This window comes from Iningainema tapete BLCC-T55, from assembly GCF_014698965.1.
GTDB lineage: Bacteria > Cyanobacteriota > Cyanobacteriia > Cyanobacteriales > Nostocaceae > Iningainema > Iningainema tapete.
This window is the reverse complement of the sequence record NZ_JACXAE010000067.1, coordinates 37,608-57,376: the sequence shown is the minus strand read 5'-3', so window position 1 is coordinate 57,376 and position 19,769 is coordinate 37,608. Positions and strand designations below refer to the sequence as shown.

The following is a 19,769-nucleotide window of genomic DNA, read 5'->3' as shown; positions in this document are numbered from 1 at the left end:
CCCTCTGCCCTCTGCCTTTCTTCTTTAATTCCAATGTCAGTTACAGAAAACAAACTTAAACTCAATTCACTAGAATGGTTTTACCGCGAAGCCACTCCAATAGGTACAAGTGACTTGCTACCTGTACTATTGCTGCATGGCTTACCATCACAAAGTTACAGTTGGCGTAACATATTACCAGCATTAGCACAACAAGGGACAAGAGCGATCGCACCAGATTGGATTGGATTTGGCTTTTCATCAAAACCAGAAAAAAGAGATTTTGCTTACACTCCCGATGCTTTTATCACAGCAATAGCCGAATTTATCCAAGCCTTAGAACTCAAACATTTTTCCCTAGTTGTACAAGGATTCTTAGGTTCGGTGGGATTACAATATGCCTTACGTCACCCAGAACAAATTGCCAACATAGCTATACTAAATACACCTGTTTCCAGTGGGGCAAAGTTACCTTGGCAAATTCAGCAAATGGGTTTACCTTTAGCTGGGGAAATGATCACTCAAGATCCTCTACTAGTTGATCGTACCCTAGAAGGTGGTAGCCGTTACCGTATAAATGATGCTGATTTGGATGTTTACCGTAAACCATTTTTAAAAAGTTCTGCTGCGGGGCGAGGTTTGCTTGCTACGGTGCGCAATTTTCAATTAAAAGCAGCTATGACAGAAATTGAATCTGGCTTTAAAGGTTGGCAAAAACCAGTTTTAGTTTCTTGGGGAATGAATGACCCTTGGTTAAGTGTAGATGTGGCAGAAAGTTTTGTCAATTCCCTACCTCAAGGAGAGTTAATTAAACTTAACAACGTTGGGCATTATCCTCAAGAACATTACCACGAAACGATTTTGCAAGATCTTTTGCCGTTTGTGCGTTGTTCTAGTTCTTGACAATAGATTTGTGTAGCTTTGATTTCTTTAAAATTAACCACAGATGGACACAGATGAACACAGATGATTTATCAGTGTGAATTTGTGTTTATCTGTGTTTTAAATACTACAAAGGCACTTGGAGTTACAGATTCATGGCTTATTCCTGGTTTAAAGCATTTCACCTTGTTGGTATTGTTGTTTGGTTTGCTGGTTTGTTCTATTTGGTACGTCTTTTTATCTATCACGTTGAAGCTAATGAAGAACCAGAACCAGCACGTACAATTCTGAAGAAGCAGTACCAAGTTATGGAACAGCGTCTTTATAGTATCATTACTACTCCAGGAATGTTGGTGACGGTAGCTATGGCGATCGGTTTACTGACTACTGAACCACAGGTGTTGAAAGAACCTTGGTTGCATGTTAAACTACTTTTTGTCGTCCTTTTGATTGGCTATCACCATTACTGCAAGCGTTTGATGAAGCAGTTGGCAGAGGATCAGTGTGCTTGGGGTAGTCAGCAGTTACGTGCTTTGAATGAAGCGCCTACTGTGATGCTGGTGGTAATTGTGCTGCTTGCTGTATTTAAGAATAATCTACCTACTGATATTACTGCTTGGGGTATTGTTGGTTTGGTGATTGCTATGGCGGCTACTATCCAACTCTATGCTAAAAAACGTCGGCGCGATAAAGAAGCGGCATTGTCGCAGCAGAGTTAATCGATTGTGGCGCGTTATGTAGAGACGTTACATGTAACGTCTCTACATTAGATGTCGTTTCATTGTTGGTTGTAAATCCTGGTTTGGTATAAAATATATAAATTTGATATCTCCAACTATAATATGTCGGATCAACCTTTGGGTAAACCTCGTCCGTTGTGGCGGGTAATTTTCTTATCTGTTGTCACTTTGATGTTGTACTATGGGTGGTATAAGTGGATTATACAAGAGGAATTGCGACGCTATAACGGTTATGGTTGGTCGGGTACGTTATGTTTAGCGCCTTTTGTTTTAGGTGTAGCTGTTCCTCAAGCTTTGCGCATATTCGATCCAGATGTGCCTGGGTGGTTTGGTTGGTTTTCTTTGCTTGGTGTTGCTTGGATTTATATTGTGCAGTTCAAGCTATATAAAACAGTAAATGAACTTTACCGCCAAGCCGGAATGAAAGAACCGCTTTGCGCTTCGTGGATTTTTGTACCGGGTTTGAATTTGATTGTTGGGTTGCGACAAATTCACTTTTTGAGTCAGTTTTGGGCAAGGGAACAGGGTATCCTTGTTAAGGATGCTCTGGCAGAGAATATTCCTTTGCTTTCGGCAAATGTGTAATGGATTTTCCTGTGTTGAAGTCAGGGAAGGCGTATGTATTATTGCAGACTATTAACACAGTCAAGAGCAAGAATTAGGGGGATGAGCCACAATGAGAATTCTGATCGTAGAGGATGATGAGTTAACTGCTCTTGCGCTCACAAAAGTCCTCGAACACCAAAATTATGCAGTGGAAGTTGCCACAGACGGTGAATTAGCTTGGGATTTAGTAGAAGCCTTTGATTACGACTTAATCATGCTTGATGTCATGTTGCCCAAGCTAGATGGTATTAGCTTTTGCCGACTCCTGCGATCGCACGACTATAAAATGCCCGTCCTCTTGCTTACAGGTCGAGACAGCAGTCATGATAAAGCAATCGGGCTAGACGCAGGTGCAGATGATTATGTCGTCAAACCCTTCGACTCTGAGGAATTAGTCGCACGCGTGCGTGCTTTACTGCGTCGAGGCAATTCGACTGCACAGCCTATACTAGAGTGGGGAAGCTTACGCCTTGATCCCAGTTGCATAGAGGTACATTATGAAAAACATCTTGTACAGCTAACTGCTAAGGAGTATGCTCTATTAGAGTTGTTTATGCGGAATCCTCGCCGGGTGTTTAGCTGTAGTGCAATTCTTGATCGCGTTTGGTCGTTTGACCATACACCAGGAGAAGAAGCAGTCAGAACTCAAATCAAAGGTTTGCGACAAAAGTTGAAAGCAGCAGGTGCTCCTGCTGATTTAGTAGAGACTGTTTATGGCATCGGATATCGCCTCAAACAACTTAGCACAGACGTTGCCGACAACGTCTCTACTGTGGAACAAATTCAACAGCAGACATTGGCAGCATTGGGTGGAGTTTGGAGGCGATTTCAAGGAAAAATTAGTCAGCAAGTGTCCGTCTTGGAACAAGCTGCCACAGATGCGTTGCAAGATACACTCAGTCAGGAACTACATGCAATAGCAGAACAGCAAGCTCACACACTAGCAGGTTCTTTAGGCACTTTTGGTTTTAGCTCTGGTTCTCAACTGGCAAGGAAAATTGAACATTTGTTGCAAGCTGGTAAGTGCGTGGGTTTGAAAGAGGGCAAACACCTACGTAAATTAGTGCTCAAACTACGTCAAGAAATCGAGCAATCACCCCTTGTGCCAGTTTCAGCAACCCAAACCAACTCCGATGAAAGATTTGACACGGATACAGAAGCAGTGGTAATGGTCGTGGACGACGATCCGCAAATTTTAGCTACTCTGCAAACCTTACTGGAACCTTGGGGACTTCAGGTAATCACCCTCAACGATCCCCGATGCTTTTGGGAAACGCTAGAAGCATCTTTACCGGATCTGCTAATTTTAGACATTCAGATGCCGCATTTGAGTGGAGTTGAACTGTGTCAAATGGTGCGAAACGAACCGCGTACTTGCGCATTACCAGTACTTTTTTTAACTGCTCACACAGATGCAGCCACTGTGAATCAGGTGTTTGCTATAGGTGCAGATGACTTTGTGAGCAAGCCCATTGTCGGACCAGAACTGGTAACTCGCATTATCAATCGCTTGGAGCGAATCAAACTACTTCGTAGTTTAGCTTCCATCGATCCACTGACTACAGTATTTAACCGTTATAGAGCAACCCAAGACCTAGATAAATTCCTGCATTTAAGCCAGCGACACAATCAACCGCTGTGCTTAGCTATCCTAGATTTAGATAACGTCAAGCTTGTCAACAATACTTTTGGTCACCCAACTGGCGATGCGGTATTACGCCAATTCGGACAACTGCTACGGCAATCATTTCCCTCCGAAGATATTGTCGGACGCTGGGGTGGGGAAAAATTTGTCGTGGGTATATATGCTATGACCAGAAGTGATGGTGTGCTGCGACTTAAAGAGGTGCTAAAAACCCTACACGAACAGGAGTTTTTAGCCCCTGACGGCAGCAAGTTTCGGGTAACTTTCAGCGCAGGCGTAGCTCAGTATCCTGAGGATGGAACTGACTTGCAATCATTGTATCAAGTTGCAGATGCAGCCCTTCATCAAGCTCATGCTGCTGGACGCAATTGTGTGTTACCTGCTGCACCCAAACCTGAACTAATTGTTTCAAATCGTTAATTAAAAATAAATTTTATGAGCGCAAATTCATGTGAAAATGAAGTTCAGCAGATGTGGTTAGCCGTGGCTAAATTAGGTCAATTGGCTTTGTCAGATTGTGAACGTAAGGAAGCCACGCAAATTTTGCAAGCCTCACTTAAAGAACTGGCAGACATTAAGTTTGCTCTAGATCAGTCCTCTATTGTAGCAATTACTGACCCCAAGGGAACAATTATTTACGTTAACGATAAATTTTGCGAAATCTCAAAATATTCTCGAGCAGAACTTTTAGGACAAAACCACCGCATTATTAATTCTGATTATCATCCCAGGGAATTCTTTCAACAGATGTGGAAGACTATTACCAGTGGGCAAGTTTGGAAAGGCGAAATCAAAAACCGTGCCAAAGATGGAACTTATTACTGGGTAGATACAACGATTGTACCGCTATTAGATCATCAGCTTAAACCTTATCAATATGTAGCAATTCGTATTGACATCACCTCACGCAAGCAGATTGAGTCAGCGCTACAAAAAGCTAAGGATGAGCTAGAAATGAGAGTAGTAGAGCGTACAGGCGAATTGATCGGCGTCAACGCACAGTTGCAGTCAGAACTCGAGGAACGTCAGCGGACGCAGTCGGCTCTTAAGCGGGTTAGCCGTCAAAATGAGCTGATTTTAAATTCAATGGGAGAAGGCTTGTGCGGATTGGACAAGTCGGGCAAAATCACCTTTGTGAATCCAGCCGCTGCTAAATTGCTGGGATACCAGGTGACAGAATTAATTGGTAAGCCCATAGATATTATCCTGCCCCCTGCCAAATTAGACGAAACACCTTCACCCTTGACATATTGTCCGATTTATGCGTCTATCCGTGATGCATCAGTGCATCAAGTTACTAACGAAGTCTTTTGGCGCAAGAATGGTTCGAGTTTCCCCGTTGAGTATGTGTCAACGCCGATTCAAGAACAAGGTGAGGTGATGGGAGCTGTTGTCACCTTTAAAGACATTACCGATCGCCAGCTAGTGGAGCGAATGAAGGATGAGTTTATTTCCGTTGTCAGCCACGAACTCCGCACACCCCTGACTTCAATTCACGGTTCTTTGGGTATGCTGGCTAGTGGGCTACTCGATCCTAACTCGCAACGGGGTAAGCGTCTGCTAGAAATTGCTGTAGACAGCACAGATCGCTTGGTGCGACTCATCAACGACATCTTGGATATCGAGCGGATCGAGTCGGGTAAGGTGACGATGGAGAAACAGGCTTGTGATGCTGCTGATTTGCTCACCGAGGCAGTAGATGTAATGCAAACTATGGCACAACGGGATGGGGTGAATTTATCAATTTCACCCATTTCAGTTAAGCTATGGGCCGATCGCGATCGCCTGATCCAAACTCTAACCAACCTGTTGAGTAACGCCATCAAATTCTCACCCCCTGGCAGTACAGTTTGGTTAACAGCCGAACGCCTAGAAGATCAGATACTATTTCAAGTCAAGGATCAAGGGCGAGGTATTCCCGCCGACAAACTCGAAACCATTTTTGAACGCTTTCAACAAGTTGATTCCTCCGACTCGCGCAACCATGAGGGAACTGGCTTGGGCTTGGCAATTTGCCGCAGTATCGTGCAACAACACTCCGGGCGCATCTGGGTTGAGAGTCACTTGGGTGAGGGAAGTACCTTTTACTTTACCCTTCCCATCCTTCAAGAAAAGGAGCAAACCACCGATAGTAGCCCTTTAGTGTTGGTGTGTCATGATGACTTAAAAACCCGGACTGTGTTGCAAACAATGCTCGAAGAACAAAACTACCGGGTTGTTACCACCGTTTCCGGTGAGGAAGCTGTGCAGCAGACAATTACCTTGCAACCAGATGCGATTCTACTTGATTTACTCATGCCAGGGATGAATGGCTGGGAAGTCATAGCGGCTCTCAAGCAGCACTCGGAGACAAAAAATATTCCCATTATGCTCTGTAGTGTATGTGTACAAACGGATACTTTAATTCCTAAGATAGATTCATACGCAACAGCTGCTTCTTTCGATCAAACACCACAAAACCGTACTGCTGATGTGTTGAACTCGAATGAAAACCACGACAATAGCGGTTTTATTAATTGGGTATGTCAGCCTGTAAATGAAACATCCCTACTGCAATCTCTCAAGCAGATTGTAGCTAAATCTCATAAGCGAGTCCGCATCTTGCTGGTAGAAGACGACAATGACTTGGCACATTTACTGATGATGCAGTTTGAGAACCATGACATTGAGGTTTTTCATGCTCCTTCTGCAAGGGAGGCAATCCGCCAAAGTCAGCAAGTGCATCCAGATTTGCTTATTCTCGATTTAATCTTACCAGATCGAGATGGATTTGCAGTTGTAGAGTGGCTTTCTCAGCATAACTACTTACACAACATTCCTTTAGTAGTTTATTCTGCTAAAGATTTGGACGACTCTGAACGAAATCGCCTCAAGCTAGGGCAAACTGAGTTCTTGACAAAAAGTCGCGTAACAGCGCTTGAATTTGAGCAACGGGTGCTGGAATTACTTTCCAGAATTACCCAGAACCAACACAAGGATGGCAGTTATGACAGACAAACGCATTTTAGTGATTGACAACGAGGAATACATTCGGGAACTCGCTCAGATTTGCCCTTTAATCCGCTACAGTTAGCAAGCTTTGTGGCAGAAGCTTTAGGCTGGAGTTTATAACAGCTTGTTGTGCCCCCAATCTGTCAATTTTAGATCTGCACGTTTTATGCATTTGTCTGCATGAACCGCTGTTTATGACCAAGTACGTATAGTAGAATAATAAGCAACACAAGAGGCTTTACTATAGATGGCTCCGACACCTTCACTTCCTCTTCCGGCTTCTGAATAATGTTCGTGGTAGGCGGAATCTCAATGACCTGGTTGTAATTGGGGACAACGGTTCCGCTAGGAGGAGTAGAAGGATATTCCATAGGGCTAGGCAGATTGCTAACAGGGGGTGTAACGGCTGCTAAGGTATCAGGTCTGTTACTTGAGGAACTATCTCCACCAAGGGATAAAATCAACACAAGTGCAGCAAGACCGCCGCCAGGGATGAGCCAGATGGGAAACCTTTTACTAGAGCCTTCTTGAACGAAGACACCTTCTTCCAGGTTGGAAGGAATATCTTGGCTTATCGTTTCTGCCACTGGCAATTCTGGAGGAGCCGCCACGAAGACATCTCCTGGAAGAGTTTGTGCAATCTGCCCATTAAACTCCTGAGGAATGCCAATATTTGGTCGTCCAAATTCCCCGCCACTAGTGGAAAATGGTAATGAAAGTACATTAAGAATGCTCTGTTTGAGCAGGTTCTCATCCCCAGTGTTCAACGCACTCAACCCACCAGAAAGGTTATTTAAATAAAACTGCTTGATATTTGCTGGCAGAGCCAGAGACTGAATCTGCTGCTGGGGGTTGGGAATTTTTGCGATCTCCTCAAACAAGAGACGTCCAAAGGAGTATTTCAAGTTCAGCAATCCACTGCGGAGGCTCTGGGAGTTACCAACTCCCAAGGAAGGTGCCCAGTAGAAGTTCTTGGTGACTTGTCCCAAACCTTGCACAGGAGTTTGACTTACCGGACTGCCAAGAAGGTATTGATAACCATCCATTATATAGGGGCTGCCGTTTCGCCAGAATGAGGCGTATGGTATCAGGTGGAGATTAGGATTGTTACCGTAAAAAGAAGCGAAATTGCGGAAGTTTTCTTCCCCACCAGAGGCTCGCATCAGCAACTCAAGGTAGCTAGCTCCACCCTGAGACTCAAGTAATTGCTCAAGTACTGTTGCAGTCTTGTTGCACCCCAGACCAAATCCCACACTACACGCAGGAATGGTTCGCATTTGAGTCAAATCTTGCCCCGAAAGCTGGTACTGGAGATACTCTGACTCCAGCCCTGCTTGAACTCCATACTGCCCTACATTGAGCTGGGCAAAAGCTCCTTCGCCTATAGCTAGTACTGCCGCACAAGACGAGAACGCGATCGCACCTAGCAAACGAACAAATCTATTCATGTTCTTTCTGATGTAGCACAATAAAGGTTGAACTGAGTTGAACGGGAAAAACTGTCCTGTGTGCATATACTGAAAATCCATCTCTACTAGACACCATCGGTAAACCTTGGGTGGGGTAAAGGTAATAGTTGTATTTATTACCCAAGGATGACCTTAAACGAATATGTATAAAAAAAATGTGAGGAACTTGTGAGTAGAGACGCGAAATTTCGCGTCTCTACAAAAGTTTCGGAATCACACGAAACTATTTTTATACATGGCAGCAACGCCAAAATCTTTAACTGAGGGGAATAGGTGCGCCGCTAGACAGGACAAGGGGGAAATTATGGGTGTTAGGAGCATGCATTGCTTGAATTCCAAGGCTAGCTCGATTCAGCAAATCTGCTTCTGTGTTAATCACAGCACCCCGGCTATCTAAGACGGAATGATGGACGTCCTAAATAGCACCAAATACCAATGAGAAAATGCAGCACAATTAACTGGTAGGTACCACCATTGTAAAGCCATTCATCCAAAGAAGCCGCTTCCCAAATTGGGTAGATGAAATCTAATTCCTTTCGGCGTTGAATGATGGTACTCATTCTATTCAACCTCCTATTACGTTCTCTCCATAGTCATATCTTGTTTTGCACTTTTGTTTTGTACAAAGCATAACTGTGCTCATCTCCAATCACTTCCGGATTGCCGATCAACAAGTAAGCTTGACTTTATCTTCAAGTTATGCTCAAAATTTGAGGAACTTGTGAGGGCATAAGAAACTCATCTTGAGCTATTTTCTTCACCAACCGATCCTGCTAGACAGTTTCTCCAACATAAATACCTACAGATCTAGCTACTTGGACGAGTTCACTATTAGGATCTACAAATAACGGACTTTTAACCACAACATCTTGTCTGGGAACAGCGACAACTTGTCCATTTTAAAAACTTTACAAAATATAGCTGCCCTCTGCCCTCTAACTTCTGACGAACGACGTCGGTCATAAAAGTTAAAATTTTTTGAACCAGTAGCCACAGCTATGGTAAAATTACCTTGAATGTAAATTTTTTACATTAATAAATTAAGTTGCTAGTAGCCTAAGAGCAGGGATGCCAAGACTAAGATAAAAATTAATACAAAAATTCTTTTACTGTATTTTCCTAATGCTTTGATAATATTCATGAATTTACCTCTTTATCTTTACAAAAGAAATACGTGAGATATAAATAATTTCAACGGAACTCAGCCTGCTCAATCTTGGCACGGAAGAACTCTAAGTATCGATCTGTCTCAAACCACCAGCCTGCACTCATCCCAGAGGGAATTGTAAATCCTCCAAATGTGCGTTCTTCCTGATATTCTCCTCCAAAGGGAATGTAAGAATAGCTACCATCCTCTGTTTTATCTCCCCAACGTGGCACAGAAAGCTTCAGCAGTTTCCCGTTAGCAGGATCTATAACTAATGTCAGCGTTACAGGTTCACCATCAATTTTTAGACTAGCTTGGATAGTCCTGTCATCAATTGCCTTCCAACTCACGCCCCCGTTAGGTAGCAATGCCGTTGGCAGCAAAACCAATTCTCCAGCTAGCCGTCCAATGCTGGAGCGCACAATATCAGGGCTGTGGGCATTTACCAATGGAAGGAGTCCCCAAAGGGAAAACTGCATACGACCCGATCCATTAATATAGTAATCAGCTCCTCGCATCTGGAACAAACTACGACCAATGGCTGCTTTCCAAACAAATCCTTTGGCTGAAATAATTTGTTTTGCCCACATCGATAGCCAGGGTTTATCTTGCCCAAGCCTGAAACTGCCACTCATAACTAAGCTTACAGAAGAACCAACAGGAGTTCCCGGTGCAATAGCATGGAAAAAGTAGCGCTGCACAGGAGCAGGTAATCCCGCAACCATGTCTTGAGTGAAACGATTTTCTGCTGGCACTGTTTCAAGCGATCGCGTAGCGTGTGCGGAACACAATCGCCAAATCTGATTAACTTCTTGATCATTCCTTACCCGGATGATGACTAGAGTTATGAATGTAATCAAAAGCAATGCACTAATAGCGAATAAAATTTTTGCCATCATTTTCCTACTCCCTTTTACCTAGAGGCGGAAATTAATCCGGGACATGTTAAAACAAATACATCCCGGCTGCCACTTTTAGAGGCTGTGACTTTGATTGGAGAAGTGTAGTGGAAAAATTGGCGATCGCTGAAGACTAAAAAATCACTTTTCTTGAGAATTTGTGCAAAAACTGGTGGTTCATCTTTAAATTTGTACAGATGAGTTTCTCCTCCTTCTATGCTTTCTCGATTCACACAGAATATCCCTACCAAGTCTACTCCATCTCTATGAATGCCTTCGGGGGCTGGATTGCCAATTTTTTGACAAGAAGTAGTGGTTCTAATCTGATGAACGCCAATCTCGTCAAAGGTGGAACACAGTTTACAAAACTCGAAGAACTCCCAAACAATTTTTTGAAAATCTTCTAGCTCTACCAGTGCATCATCTATTTCTGGATACTCTCTGACAACATTTCCCAAGAGCGGATTATATTCTTTACTTTGGAAGAAGCGGCTATGTGACAACTTAATTAAACGATTGGAACTCACTTTAAAGTGAGATAACCGCCTGAACCGATAGTGTTCTTCCAGATAAGGATCGACAGGAAGATGATCAAAATAACTCTTTAGTCTATCTAAATTGACAGAATTGATGATTTCTAAGGCGTAGTCGGTAACACAATTGAAGTTTTGTTTGGTTAAAGATGACAACATCATAATTGCCTCCTGTACTTTGATCTACTTCAGATCGGTTAGGCAATCCTCAAGTCATTTATAAAAATATCTGTAATTGCCAGCACTCTAGCAACAATGCAGTTAAATCAGATTTACTTTTTGATGATCCCTAACTACTAACAGTCTGTTTCTTCTACTTTTTTGTTGTTTTACGTGGGTTGTATTTTAATTTTTTACCCCATCTTTAATTATAAGCTCAAGTAAAATTGAATGACATTAAGTATTTATGCTCCAAGCAATGGTTGAAATACCCGTAAGGTGGGTACTGTCTATTTTTGACTGTTGAGTGTCAACTGCCTGCAGTTTGCATACCCGCCTTAACCGGGTCAAAATCTAGGGGAAAATGGGTGCTGTAATCGTAGTCTGCTTTTTCTAAGTTCGCTCCTCTAACAGAGGCTTGGCGTAGATTAGCTGAAATTAACAAGGCTCCCCTGAGATCGGCGTCACTTAGATTAGCTTGACTAAGGTCAGTGTAGCTTAGGTCAGCTCCCCTAAGATTAGCATTTTTCAAGTTCGCTTCACTCAAGTCAGCATAACTGAGGTCAGCACCTCTAAGGTTAACGCCTTGCAAATCAGCATTACCTAGTTCTGCTCTACTAAAGTCCCGTTTTCCCTCTGCGTACATCTCTACAAGAGCAGCCACAGAATTAATAGGTTGTTGAAAATTTACTTCAGACATATAACAGCTTTACTCGTTGTTTGGCGATCGCCAATGAGATTGTTAATTTTCCTAATGGAATTCATCCCATCCTGCTCGGAAGTAATAAGTTATGAATTCAAGAAGTTTTTTCTGAATTAATAACTCAAGTATGGCCTAACTCAAAACTGTTTGTTATCTTTAGCAGGATCTCCCTCAAAGGGTTGAACTCCTGTTTTTGGATAGTCGTCATCAGTAGGTCCAAAAATTCTGGTAACTGCGCCTGAAATAAAGCTGATGACACGCCCAATAGCTTCTGGAATTGATTGAAACAATTGCCGTAATATTGTTGGCTTATACATAATATTCTTTCCTTGATTGAAATTATGAGCAAGACTACCTTGTTGGTTGTAATTTCAATTTAGAAGAATAATTTGAGGAACTTGTGAGGTTTGGACAAGTTGTCAGGTTTGTGAAGCGTGTAGCACCGAGTGTAAAGTACTCAGTAAAGCCTCGGCTGTGAAAGGTTTTGACAAGGCTCCTTGGATTTTGAGGCTATTGTTTTGAGCAGTTGCCCCATTGGGCATCAGTCCACTCATGGCAATAATTCGTAAGAGCGAATTCATGCGTTGCAAAGTGAGAATCGTGGTAACACCATCAATACCAGGCATCATCAAGTCTATCAACACCACACTGATATCATTCTTGTGCTGAGCGTAGAGTGCGAGTGCCTCAGCTCCATCGCTGGCGGTTAGAACCTTGTAATTATGGCTTTCCAAGGTATTTTTAGTAATCTCGCAAATTGTCACCTCGTCATCTACTACCAAAATCAATTCGCCATTGCCGTTTGGTAGTTCAGCATCGGCTGCGGCTTGAGTTTCATTTACTTCGCTACTCGGTAGATACACCTTAAAAATGCTGCCCTTGGACACCTCGCTGTACACAGTCACAAAACCGCCGTGACTTTTAATAATACCCATCACAGTGGAAAGTCCTAGACCTGTTCCCTTGCCCAACTCTTTGGTGGTAAAAAATGGATCGAAAATACGTTCCATAATTTCCGGCTTAATGCCCGTTCCGCTATCAGCAATAGTAATCAGAATATAAGGACCCTCCTGTGCATCCACATGCATCCGAGCATAGTTTTGATCGATCCAAAAGTTTTCGGCGCTAATTTTGAGGCTCCCACCATTAGGCATGGCATCGCGAGCATTGACGGTGAGGTTCATCAGCACCTGATGAAGTTGAGTTGCATCTGCAAAAACCATCCAGAGATCGGATGCTATATTAGTGTGCGTTTCGATAGATTTTGGGAAAGTTCGGTGGGCAATATGCGCCACATCTGAAAGTAAATGCCGAACTTGGACGTTGGTACGACTCCCAGACACCCCGCTAGTAAACGACAAAATTTGCTTAACCAAATCACCACCATGTTTTGCGCTGTCTTCCAATATTTTCAACAGTTGCTGATTGTTCTCATCAAGGTTAGGTAATTTGAGGGGAAGTAGTTGAGCAGCTGCCAAAATAGGAGTGAGGATGTTGTTGAAGTCGTGGGCAATACCGCTGGCGAGAGTGCCCAGGTTTTCCAGTCGTTGGGCGTGGAGAAATTGCGCCTCCAGTTGTTTCTTTTCAGTAATATCTTCGATTGTCCCCACATGACCTTGAAACTGACCTTGTGAGGAGTAAATTGGGCTAGCAAGAACACGTACCCACCTGACTTCACCCTGAGGGGTAAGGAGCCTGTGTTCATTAACCCAGGAGCGTTGTTCTGACACTGTGCGCTGCCAGTCCTCCAAAACCTCAGCACGGTCTTCTGGGTGAATCGCCCGATCCCAACCGTAGCCTGAATCAGGTGCGCTTTGACCCGAAATGTCGTACCATAAAGGATTGTTGTAAGTATGCTGCCCTTGGGCATCGGTCTGAAAGATGGCAAGGGGAGCACAGGAGCAGAGTGTGCGAAAACGATCTTCGCTTTCCCGTAAAGCTTGTTCCGCACTGTACCGTTTTTGCCGCTCCTTAGCGTCCCGCAACTCTCGCTCCACTGCAGGCACGAGACGGGTGAGATTGCCTTTGATCAAGTAGTCGTGAGCACCTGCTTTCATTGCTGCGACGGCAGTCTCCTCGCCAATGGTGCCGGAGACAATGATAAACGGTAGATCCAGCTGACGGCGCTGGAGGAGTTTCAAGGCTTCTGGCGCACTGAAGGTAGGCATGCTATAATCGGCAATTACGAAGTCCCACGGCTGTTGGTCTAAAGCTGCCTGCATCTCAACTGCGGTTTCCACCCGAACATAGGTCAAGATATACCCACCCCGACGCAGTTCCTTTAGGGTTAGGAGAGTATCATCTTCAGAATCTTCAACAATCAGAACACGCAGGTGGGTTTTCATCTAAACTTTCTCCCTAAATTGGTGGTGGCTCGTTCATCAGTAGCCAGTACATTCCCAGTTGCCGGACTGCTTCGGAAAACTGGAGAAAATCCACAGGTTTGCGGATGTAACTATTGCACCCCAGGCTGTAACTATCGAGTAAATCCTGTTCTTCGCTAGAGGTAGTCAGAATTACCACAGGTAGCAGCTTACTGCGTTCATCTTCTCGCAAGCGGCGCAGTACTTCAATACCATCAATGCGGGGCAGCTTGAGATCCAGCAAAATTACTGCTGGTTTGACACACAGATCCCGACCTGCATGAATTCCAGTTCCAAACAAGTAATCCAGGGCTTCAACACCGTCATGAGCCACGACAATCTCATTGCTGATGTGATTGCGTTTCAGGGCTCGGATTGCCAAAGCTTCATCATCAGGATTATCTTCTACTAAAAGAATTATTTTGTCGCTCACGCTCATGCCCCTGCCTCATCTGCTACCAGTGTAAAGTAAAAAGTAGCCCCTTGTTCCACAGCCCCTTCTGCCCACACCCTACCGCCATGGCGATGCACAATTCGCTGCACCGTGGCTAGTCCAATCCCATTGCCGGGAAAATCATTCATTTTGTGCAACCGCTGGAATGGTCCAAATAACTTGTTGGCGTAAGCCATATCAAAGCCTGCTCCATCATCTCGAACAAAGTAGACTGGGACGCTCGCTCGCTCGCTCGCTCCAAACTCAATCCGTGCGGTGGTGTGCTTGGAGGTAAATTTCCAGGCATTGTTCAGTAAGTTCATTAACAACACTCGCAACAGACGGCGATCGCCTTGGGCTAACGGAACACTTTGAATAATCAACTCTACCTGCCGCTCTGACTGATGCTGTAACTCAGTGCAAATTTCACTAGCTAAAAGACTCAGATCCACAGTTTCAAAGTTCATTTCGCTGCGCATCACCCGAGATAGGTTGAGAAGGTCATCAATTAAGTGCCCCATCCGCTGAGTGGCTGCCCGAATTCGCTGTAGGTAATCCGAACCTGTTCCGTCCAGGCGATCGCAGTACTCTTCCATGAGAGCTTGACTAAAGCCATCAATACTGCGCAACGGAGCACGTAGATCGTGGGAGACAGAGTAGCTAAAAGCTTCCAACTCCCTAAGCGCGGACTGCTGTTCAATGATCGCTCGCTGCAGTCCCTGGTTGAGAACTTGAACTGCTTGCTGTGCCTGCTGGCGCTCCAGTACTTCTGCCTGTAAGTCATTTAGGAGTTCTGTATGCTGTAGGGCTACACCCAAATGGCTAGCTATTTGGGTAACAAACTCGATTTCTGTCGCTTGCCACTTTCGGGGAGCGCGGCATTGGTGAATACAGAGCAATCCCCAGAGATTTTGACCCAAAAGCAGCGGCACCACTAAATTGGCTCTTACCTGAAATTGGGACAGAATCTGAATGTGACAGTCGCTCAGCCCATAATTGTAAATATCTGCAACTGCCTGAATTCGACCTTGCTGATAATGGACTGCAAACCGATCTCCAAAGCAATGGTCGTGGATTTTTTGCGCCATTGCTGACCCAAAACGAGGCTCCACGTCTTCAGAAACAAATTCCCCATCATCCCAACCTGAGTTTGGGTAGAAGCGAAACATGCCGACTCGGTCTGCTGCTAGAAGTTGGCGAACCTCAGTAGCTGTGGTTTGGAAAAGCCGAGCCAAGTTTAGAGGTTCCCGCAGACTAGTAATTACACGGTACAATGCTTTCTGCTGCTCCACCCGAAAATACGCTTGATGGATTTCTTGCTCCAGATGTTGCATTTCGTCAGACCAAGTCTGCTTTAGCTGCTCAAATGCAGCTTCATCTCGACACAATCCCCGCAATTTTACTAATATCTCTGGTTTCATTAGGTACAGCTAGTTAGAGCGGAAAATCACTTTCAAGATTAGCCAAAATTTTGGGCTGTTGCGAGTGTTGAACAGATTTTAGAGCTAGCGCAAGGGGTAAGTAGTTCCTTTGAAACAAAATATAACAAAGATGGACCTTACCCTGTGGGCATTTCCTGGTCTAACGGCTGTGAAACAGCTTCCCTCACCGCAGGCAAATACACTTGAAATTGACTACCGAGACCCACCTCACTCGCCACGTTCACAAAACCGCCGTGACTTTTGATGATGCCCATCACAGTTGAAAGACCTAGCCCCGTGCCTTTACCAACCTCTTTGGTAGTGAAAAAGGGATCAAAAATTCTCTCAAGTATTTCCCGCTCAATTCCCATTCCAGTATCCGAGACGGTAATCACAACGTAAGCACCCACAGAGGCTTCAAGATTTATCCTAGCATAGTTTTCATCAACGGAAAGGTTTTTAGCACAGATCCTTAAGATACCACCATCAGGCATTGCATCTCGAGCATTGACGGCAAGGTTAATGAGAACCTGTTTCAGTTGAGTGGCATCGCCAGAGACAGTCCAAAGGTTGTCCGGTAGATCGGTAAGGATTTGGATTGATTTGGGAAATGTCTGTTTGGCAATCTGCTCCACTTCTTTGATCATATCCAAGACTAGTAGAATCGTGCGATCGCCTTCGACTCCATGAGCAAACAACAGCACTTGCTTGACTAAAGCCGCAGAGCTTTTTACACTAGATTCTAATATCTGAAGCATCCCCTGACTCTGCTCATCAGGTAATTTCATCTTTAGTAATTGCACTGACATCAGAATCGGTGCTAGCTTATTGTTTATTTCGTGTGCCATGCCCCTTGCTAGTGTACCCAAGCTTTCCAGTCGTTGGGCGCAAATTTTTTGTTCATTGCGCTTGCGTTCATTTAGTTCGATTTGTATCTGCTCTAAAAGTGTAGATTGCTGAATGGCGATCGCGATTTGGTCAGCCACGGCGCTTGTTAATTCTACCTCTTCTGGCTGCCACAAAGCAGGCTGAGATCTCACCAGACCCAGACTGCCCCACACTGCCGAACCAAAGTGCAACGGAATCAGCAACCAAGCTCCAGGAAAAGTTTGAGCAAAGCTGCGATTGATTTCATCAGTACAAGTACTAGCATCATCAACTCGAACGACTTCTAATCGTTTAAGTTTGGCAGCAATCTCATTGCCTTCATCGGGAATTTCTAGCCCCACACCTGATACATTCGGAGAACGGCAATAATCCGCTACATTCAACCAAATCTGGCGTTGTGGCAGATATTGCACAATGTGAGCCCTGTCAGCTTGCAGGAGTTGCGCAATCTCAAAAACTGCTGTGGAAAAGATGGTTTTCAAGTCAAGAGAATTGCGGATGGTTTGAATTACCTGATTGAGTGCCTGCTCTCTTTTCAGTTGATATTGAGTTTGCTGATACAGTTGGCTTTGTTGGAGCGCAATAGCTAGTTGCGTTGCTAATTGCACAAGCAAGTCAATCTCCAACTGCTGCCACTGTCGTGGTGATGAACAATGGTTAGCTACCAGTAATCCCCACAATTGTTCCCCTTGTAAAATTGGTACTACTAAGGTAGCTCTGACTTGAAACTGCGCTAGAAAATCAATATAGCATTGGGGGAGATTACTTGTATAAATATCCGTTGTCGCTTGGAGCCTACCTTGTTTATAGGACTGGGTACAACTTTGGGCAAAGTCGGGGTCTTTAAGACTACTGCCGACAAGAGATTTCCACCCGTTAGCTACAGATTCTACCACGACAACGCCACCCCAGTCTGGCTCAAAGCGGTAAATGAACACTCGCTCTGTCTGCAGAAACTGCCGCACTTGTGACACTGTAGTGTTAAGAACTGCTTCTAAATTCAAACTCTGCCGGATGCGGTGGGCAATATCCGTTACCAGTCGCTCCCGCGCTCTTTGCTGTTGTAGTAATTCCCCTGCTTGTTGGAACTCGGTATTGGCACGGGTCAAGTTGACTAAATTTCGTCGGATTTCAAGTTGTGCGAGAACTTGGCGACCTAATAACCGTAAACCCTCCAATTGCTCTGGATTGAGATGTTTCTCTTTGTAGTCCATTACGCATAGGTGACCGAGTACATATCCTTCCTGTGTCACCAAACATACCCCAGCATAAAACCGGAAATCAGGATTTGATGTAATTACAGGGTTTGCTCCCCAGCATTCATCAGCCAACGTATGAGAAGAAACAACGACGACATTTTGTAGTAAGCTACATTGGGGGCATATTCCCCATTTACGAGCCACAGACGTTACATCCAAACCTACCTTTGACTTAAACCACTGGCGGTTTTCATCGATGAAGCTTATGAATGCTATGGGGGTTCCACAAATATGCGCAGCTAAACGAGTGAGATTGTCGAACGCCTCTTCGGGATCAGTGTCGAGAATCTGATACTGGCGGAGGGTTTCGAGCCGAGCTGCTTCATTGTAGTTGGATCGTGTTTTCACAGTTAACAAATATTTAAGTATCTTTTAAATTTGTGTATTATAAAGGTAAAATATTCATAATTTTAATTAATTATGCCACATTTGTACACACATAAGGCAAGCGTGTATTTTTTCTAGATATGATCATATATGCTCTATATTAACTACTTTTAGATTCAATTTATTAATTAAGTTAATTAAAAATTAAGTATTCAGAAATTGACATAATTCTAAGTAATGGAGATGGCTCCTCAGCCAGTGCACTGAAGGAAGCTTGAAACTAGGTGGCATACGCTATTTTACTTAAAAAGTTACGAAAGAGGTAAAAAATGCAACAAAAGGCATTGAACAACAGAGTGGCAGTATTGGCTACTATGCATCAAAAAGAGAGAGTTATTGCTCCTCTTTTAGAGCAGGAATTAGGTGTTAAAGTTATCGTGCCACAGAATTTTAATACTGATATTTTTGGCACGTTTACAAGGGAAGTTAAACGTTTGGGGACTCAAATTGCTGCGGCAAGATTGAAGGCAGAAAAAGCGCTGGCTGTTACAGGTGAAACTTTGGCGGTAGCCAGTGAAGGTAGTTTTGCTCCTCATCCTAGTTTTCCGTATATTTCTAGTAATAGGGAAATAGTGATTTTCTTAGATAGAGAAAATGACTTAGAAATTATTGGAGAGGAATTTTCCACAGATACTAACCACAATCATCAGGTTGTACAAAGTGTACAAGAGGCGTGTGATTTCGTCAAGAGAGTGGGTTTTCCTGCACATGGCATAGTTGTCATGTTGAGCGAGTCGCCTAAAGATAGTAATGCGATCGTCAAAGGTATCACCCAAGAGACACAACTTGTCGAGGCTGTGAATTGGGCATTAGAAAATTCACAGAGTGGGAAAGTGCATATTGAAACAGATATGAGAGCAATGTACAACCCTACGCGGATGAAAAACATCGAAAAAGCTACCCGCGATTTAATTAGAAAGATTAACAGCCGTTGCCCAAACTGTGCTACACCAGGTTTTGATGTCAGTGAAAGAATTCAAGGATTACCTTGTGCTATTTGTGGTATGCCAACTTCCCTGACAAGGGCGGTAATTTATCAATGCAAAAAATGTAGTTTTAGTCAAGAAGCTTTATTCCCAGAAGGTAGAGAGTACGCCGATCCAGGACTGTGTATGTACTGCAATCCTTAAGTATAAAATAATACATAAATGGCGATAAAGCTTTTGACGAGCTAAAAAAAGCTCTCTTGCTTATGACAAACAAGAGAGCCAAAGTGTGGTGTGAGGAGCAAACTGAAAAGTTTGCTTTCTACAAGTGTAGCAAGT

14 protein-coding genes and 3 pseudogenes are annotated in these 19,769 nt (G+C 43.9%); 6 read left to right on the top strand and 11 right to left on the bottom strand.

Going from position 1 to position 19,769, the window contains the following annotated elements:
• Window positions 1-33 precede the first annotated feature (33 nt).
• The 5 genes from ICL16_RS19770 (at window position 34) to ICL16_RS19750 (ending at window position 6,867) form a co-directional block, all read left to right on the top strand.
• Window positions 34-882 (top strand): alpha/beta fold hydrolase, encoded by an 849-nt coding sequence (locus ICL16_RS19770; protein ID WP_190831005.1) that lies wholly within the window; start codon window positions 34-36, stop codon window positions 880-882.
• Window positions 883-1,016: 134 nt separating this feature from the next.
• The gene (gene hemJ, locus ICL16_RS19765; protein ID WP_190831003.1) at window positions 1,017-1,580 is read left to right on the top strand and encodes a protoporphyrinogen oxidase HemJ; all 564 of its coding nucleotides are present in this window, start codon (window positions 1,017-1,019) and stop codon (window positions 1,578-1,580) included.
• A 123-nt stretch (window positions 1,581-1,703) separates the two neighbouring features.
• A complete protein-coding gene (locus ICL16_RS19760; RefSeq protein ID WP_190831001.1) occupies window positions 1,704-2,186 on the top strand; it encodes a hypothetical protein in 483 nt (160 codons plus the stop codon).
• 91 nt (window positions 2,187-2,277) lie between these two features.
• On the top strand, window positions 2,278-4,272 hold the full coding sequence (locus ICL16_RS19755; protein WP_190830999.1) for a response regulator: 1,995 nt from the start codon (window positions 2,278-2,280) through the stop codon (window positions 4,270-4,272).
• Window positions 4,273-4,287: 15 nt separating this feature from the next.
• Window positions 4,288-6,867, top strand: coding sequence for a PAS domain S-box protein (locus ICL16_RS19750; RefSeq protein WP_190830997.1), 2,580 nt, complete (start codon window positions 4,288-4,290; stop codon window positions 6,865-6,867).
• 140 nt (window positions 6,868-7,007) lie between these two features.
• Here the strand turns inward: ICL16_RS19750 and ICL16_RS19745 are convergent, their stop codons facing one another.
• From ICL16_RS19745 to ICL16_RS47740, 11 genes and pseudogenes are all read right to left on the bottom strand, one after another.
• Window positions 7,008-8,291, bottom strand: coding sequence for a hypothetical protein (locus tag ICL16_RS19745; RefSeq protein ID WP_190830995.1), 1,284 nt, complete (start codon window positions 8,289-8,291; stop codon window positions 7,008-7,010).
• A gap of 416 nt (window positions 8,292-8,707) precedes the next feature.
• Window positions 8,708-8,830 (bottom strand): annotated as a pseudogene (locus ICL16_RS47750) (photosystem II q(b) protein); the annotation flags it as partial.
• Window positions 8,831-9,503: 673 nt separating this feature from the next.
• Window positions 9,504-10,358 (bottom strand): DUF6920 family protein, encoded by an 855-nt coding sequence (locus ICL16_RS19730; protein WP_190830993.1) that lies wholly within the window; start codon window positions 10,356-10,358, stop codon window positions 9,504-9,506.
• Between the two features lie 14 nt (window positions 10,359-10,372).
• Window positions 10,373-11,050 (bottom strand): 2OG-Fe dioxygenase family protein, encoded by a 678-nt coding sequence (locus ICL16_RS19725; RefSeq protein ID WP_190831113.1) that lies wholly within the window; start codon window positions 11,048-11,050, stop codon window positions 10,373-10,375.
• Between the two features lie 310 nt (window positions 11,051-11,360).
• Entirely contained in the window at window positions 11,361-11,750 is a 390-nt protein-coding gene (locus ICL16_RS19720) for an Alr5209 family pentapeptide repeat protein (protein ID WP_190830990.1), read from the bottom strand.
• A gap of 140 nt (window positions 11,751-11,890) precedes the next feature.
• Window positions 11,891-12,070 carry a hypothetical protein gene (locus tag ICL16_RS19715; RefSeq protein ID WP_190830986.1) on the bottom strand — a complete coding sequence of 60 codons (180 nt, stop codon included), beginning with the start codon at window positions 12,068-12,070 and terminating at the stop codon, window positions 11,891-11,893.
• 102 nt (window positions 12,071-12,172) lie between these two features.
• Window positions 12,173-14,098: a hybrid sensor histidine kinase/response regulator gene (locus ICL16_RS19710; protein ID WP_190830984.1), complete on the bottom strand. Its 1,926-nt coding sequence runs from the start codon at window positions 14,096-14,098 to the stop codon at window positions 12,173-12,175.
• A 13-nt stretch (window positions 14,099-14,111) separates the two neighbouring features.
• Window positions 14,112-14,555 carry a response regulator gene (locus ICL16_RS19705; protein ID WP_190830981.1) on the bottom strand — a complete coding sequence of 148 codons (444 nt, stop codon included), beginning with the start codon at window positions 14,553-14,555 and terminating at the stop codon, window positions 14,112-14,114.
• Complete coding sequence (locus tag ICL16_RS19700) at window positions 14,552-15,970, bottom strand: GAF domain-containing protein (protein WP_190830977.1); 1,419 nt, start codon at window positions 15,968-15,970, stop codon at window positions 14,552-14,554. The genes ICL16_RS19705 and ICL16_RS19700 overlap by 4 nt, the downstream gene beginning before the upstream one ends.
• A gap of 140 nt (window positions 15,971-16,110) precedes the next feature.
• Window positions 16,111-17,355, bottom strand: a pseudogene (locus ICL16_RS47745) (ATP-binding protein); the annotation flags it as partial.
• 84 nt (window positions 17,356-17,439) lie between these two features.
• A pseudogene (locus tag ICL16_RS47740) lies at window positions 17,440-18,465 on the bottom strand (GAF domain-containing protein); the annotation flags it as partial.
• A 308-nt stretch (window positions 18,466-18,773) separates the two neighbouring features.
• Here ICL16_RS47740 and ICL16_RS19690 point away from each other — a divergent pair.
• The gene (locus ICL16_RS19690; protein WP_190830967.1) at window positions 18,774-19,634 is read left to right on the top strand and encodes a DUF6671 family protein; all 861 of its coding nucleotides are present in this window, start codon (window positions 18,774-18,776) and stop codon (window positions 19,632-19,634) included.
• Window positions 19,635-19,769: the final 135 nt, after the last annotated feature.

Excerpts from the sequence above, each read along its gene's own strand:
- ICL16_RS19755 (WP_190830999.1), top strand. The coding sequence starts at position 2,278 with ATGAGAATTCTGATCGTAGAGGATGATGAGTTAACTGCTCTTGCGCTC.
- ICL16_RS19745 (WP_190830995.1), bottom strand. The coding sequence starts at position 8,291 with ATGAATAGATTTGTTCGTTTGCTAGGTGCGATCGCGTTCTCGTCTTGT.
- ICL16_RS19760 (WP_190831001.1), top strand. The coding sequence starts at position 1,704 with ATGTCGGATCAACCTTTGGGTAAACCTCGTCCGTTGTGGCGGGTAATT.
- ICL16_RS19690 (WP_190830967.1), top strand. The coding sequence starts at position 18,774 with ATGCAACAAAAGGCATTGAACAACAGAGTGGCAGTATTGGCTACTATG.
- ICL16_RS19750 (WP_190830997.1), top strand. The coding sequence starts at position 4,288 with ATGAGCGCAAATTCATGTGAAAATGAAGTTCAGCAGATGTGGTTAGCC.
- ICL16_RS19705 (WP_190830981.1), bottom strand. The coding sequence starts at position 14,555 with ATGAGCGTGAGCGACAAAATAATTCTTTTAGTAGAAGATAATCCTGAT.
- ICL16_RS19720 (WP_190830990.1), bottom strand. The coding sequence starts at position 11,750 with ATGTCTGAAGTAAATTTTCAACAACCTATTAATTCTGTGGCTGCTCTT.
- ICL16_RS19725 (WP_190831113.1), bottom strand. The coding sequence starts at position 11,050 with ATGTTGTCATCTTTAACCAAACAAAACTTCAATTGTGTTACCGACTAC.
- ICL16_RS19710 (WP_190830984.1), bottom strand. The coding sequence starts at position 14,098 with ATGAAAACCCACCTGCGTGTTCTGATTGTTGAAGATTCTGAAGATGAT.
- ICL16_RS19770 (WP_190831005.1), top strand. The coding sequence starts at position 34 with ATGTCAGTTACAGAAAACAAACTTAAACTCAATTCACTAGAATGGTTT.
- ICL16_RS19715 (WP_190830986.1), bottom strand. The coding sequence starts at position 12,070 with ATGTATAAGCCAACAATATTACGGCAATTGTTTCAATCAATTCCAGAA.
- hemJ (WP_190831003.1), top strand. The coding sequence starts at position 1,017 with ATGGCTTATTCCTGGTTTAAAGCATTTCACCTTGTTGGTATTGTTGTT.
- ICL16_RS19730 (WP_190830993.1), bottom strand. The coding sequence starts at position 10,358 with ATGATGGCAAAAATTTTATTCGCTATTAGTGCATTGCTTTTGATTACA.
- ICL16_RS19700 (WP_190830977.1), bottom strand. The coding sequence starts at position 15,970 with ATGAAACCAGAGATATTAGTAAAATTGCGGGGATTGTGTCGAGATGAA.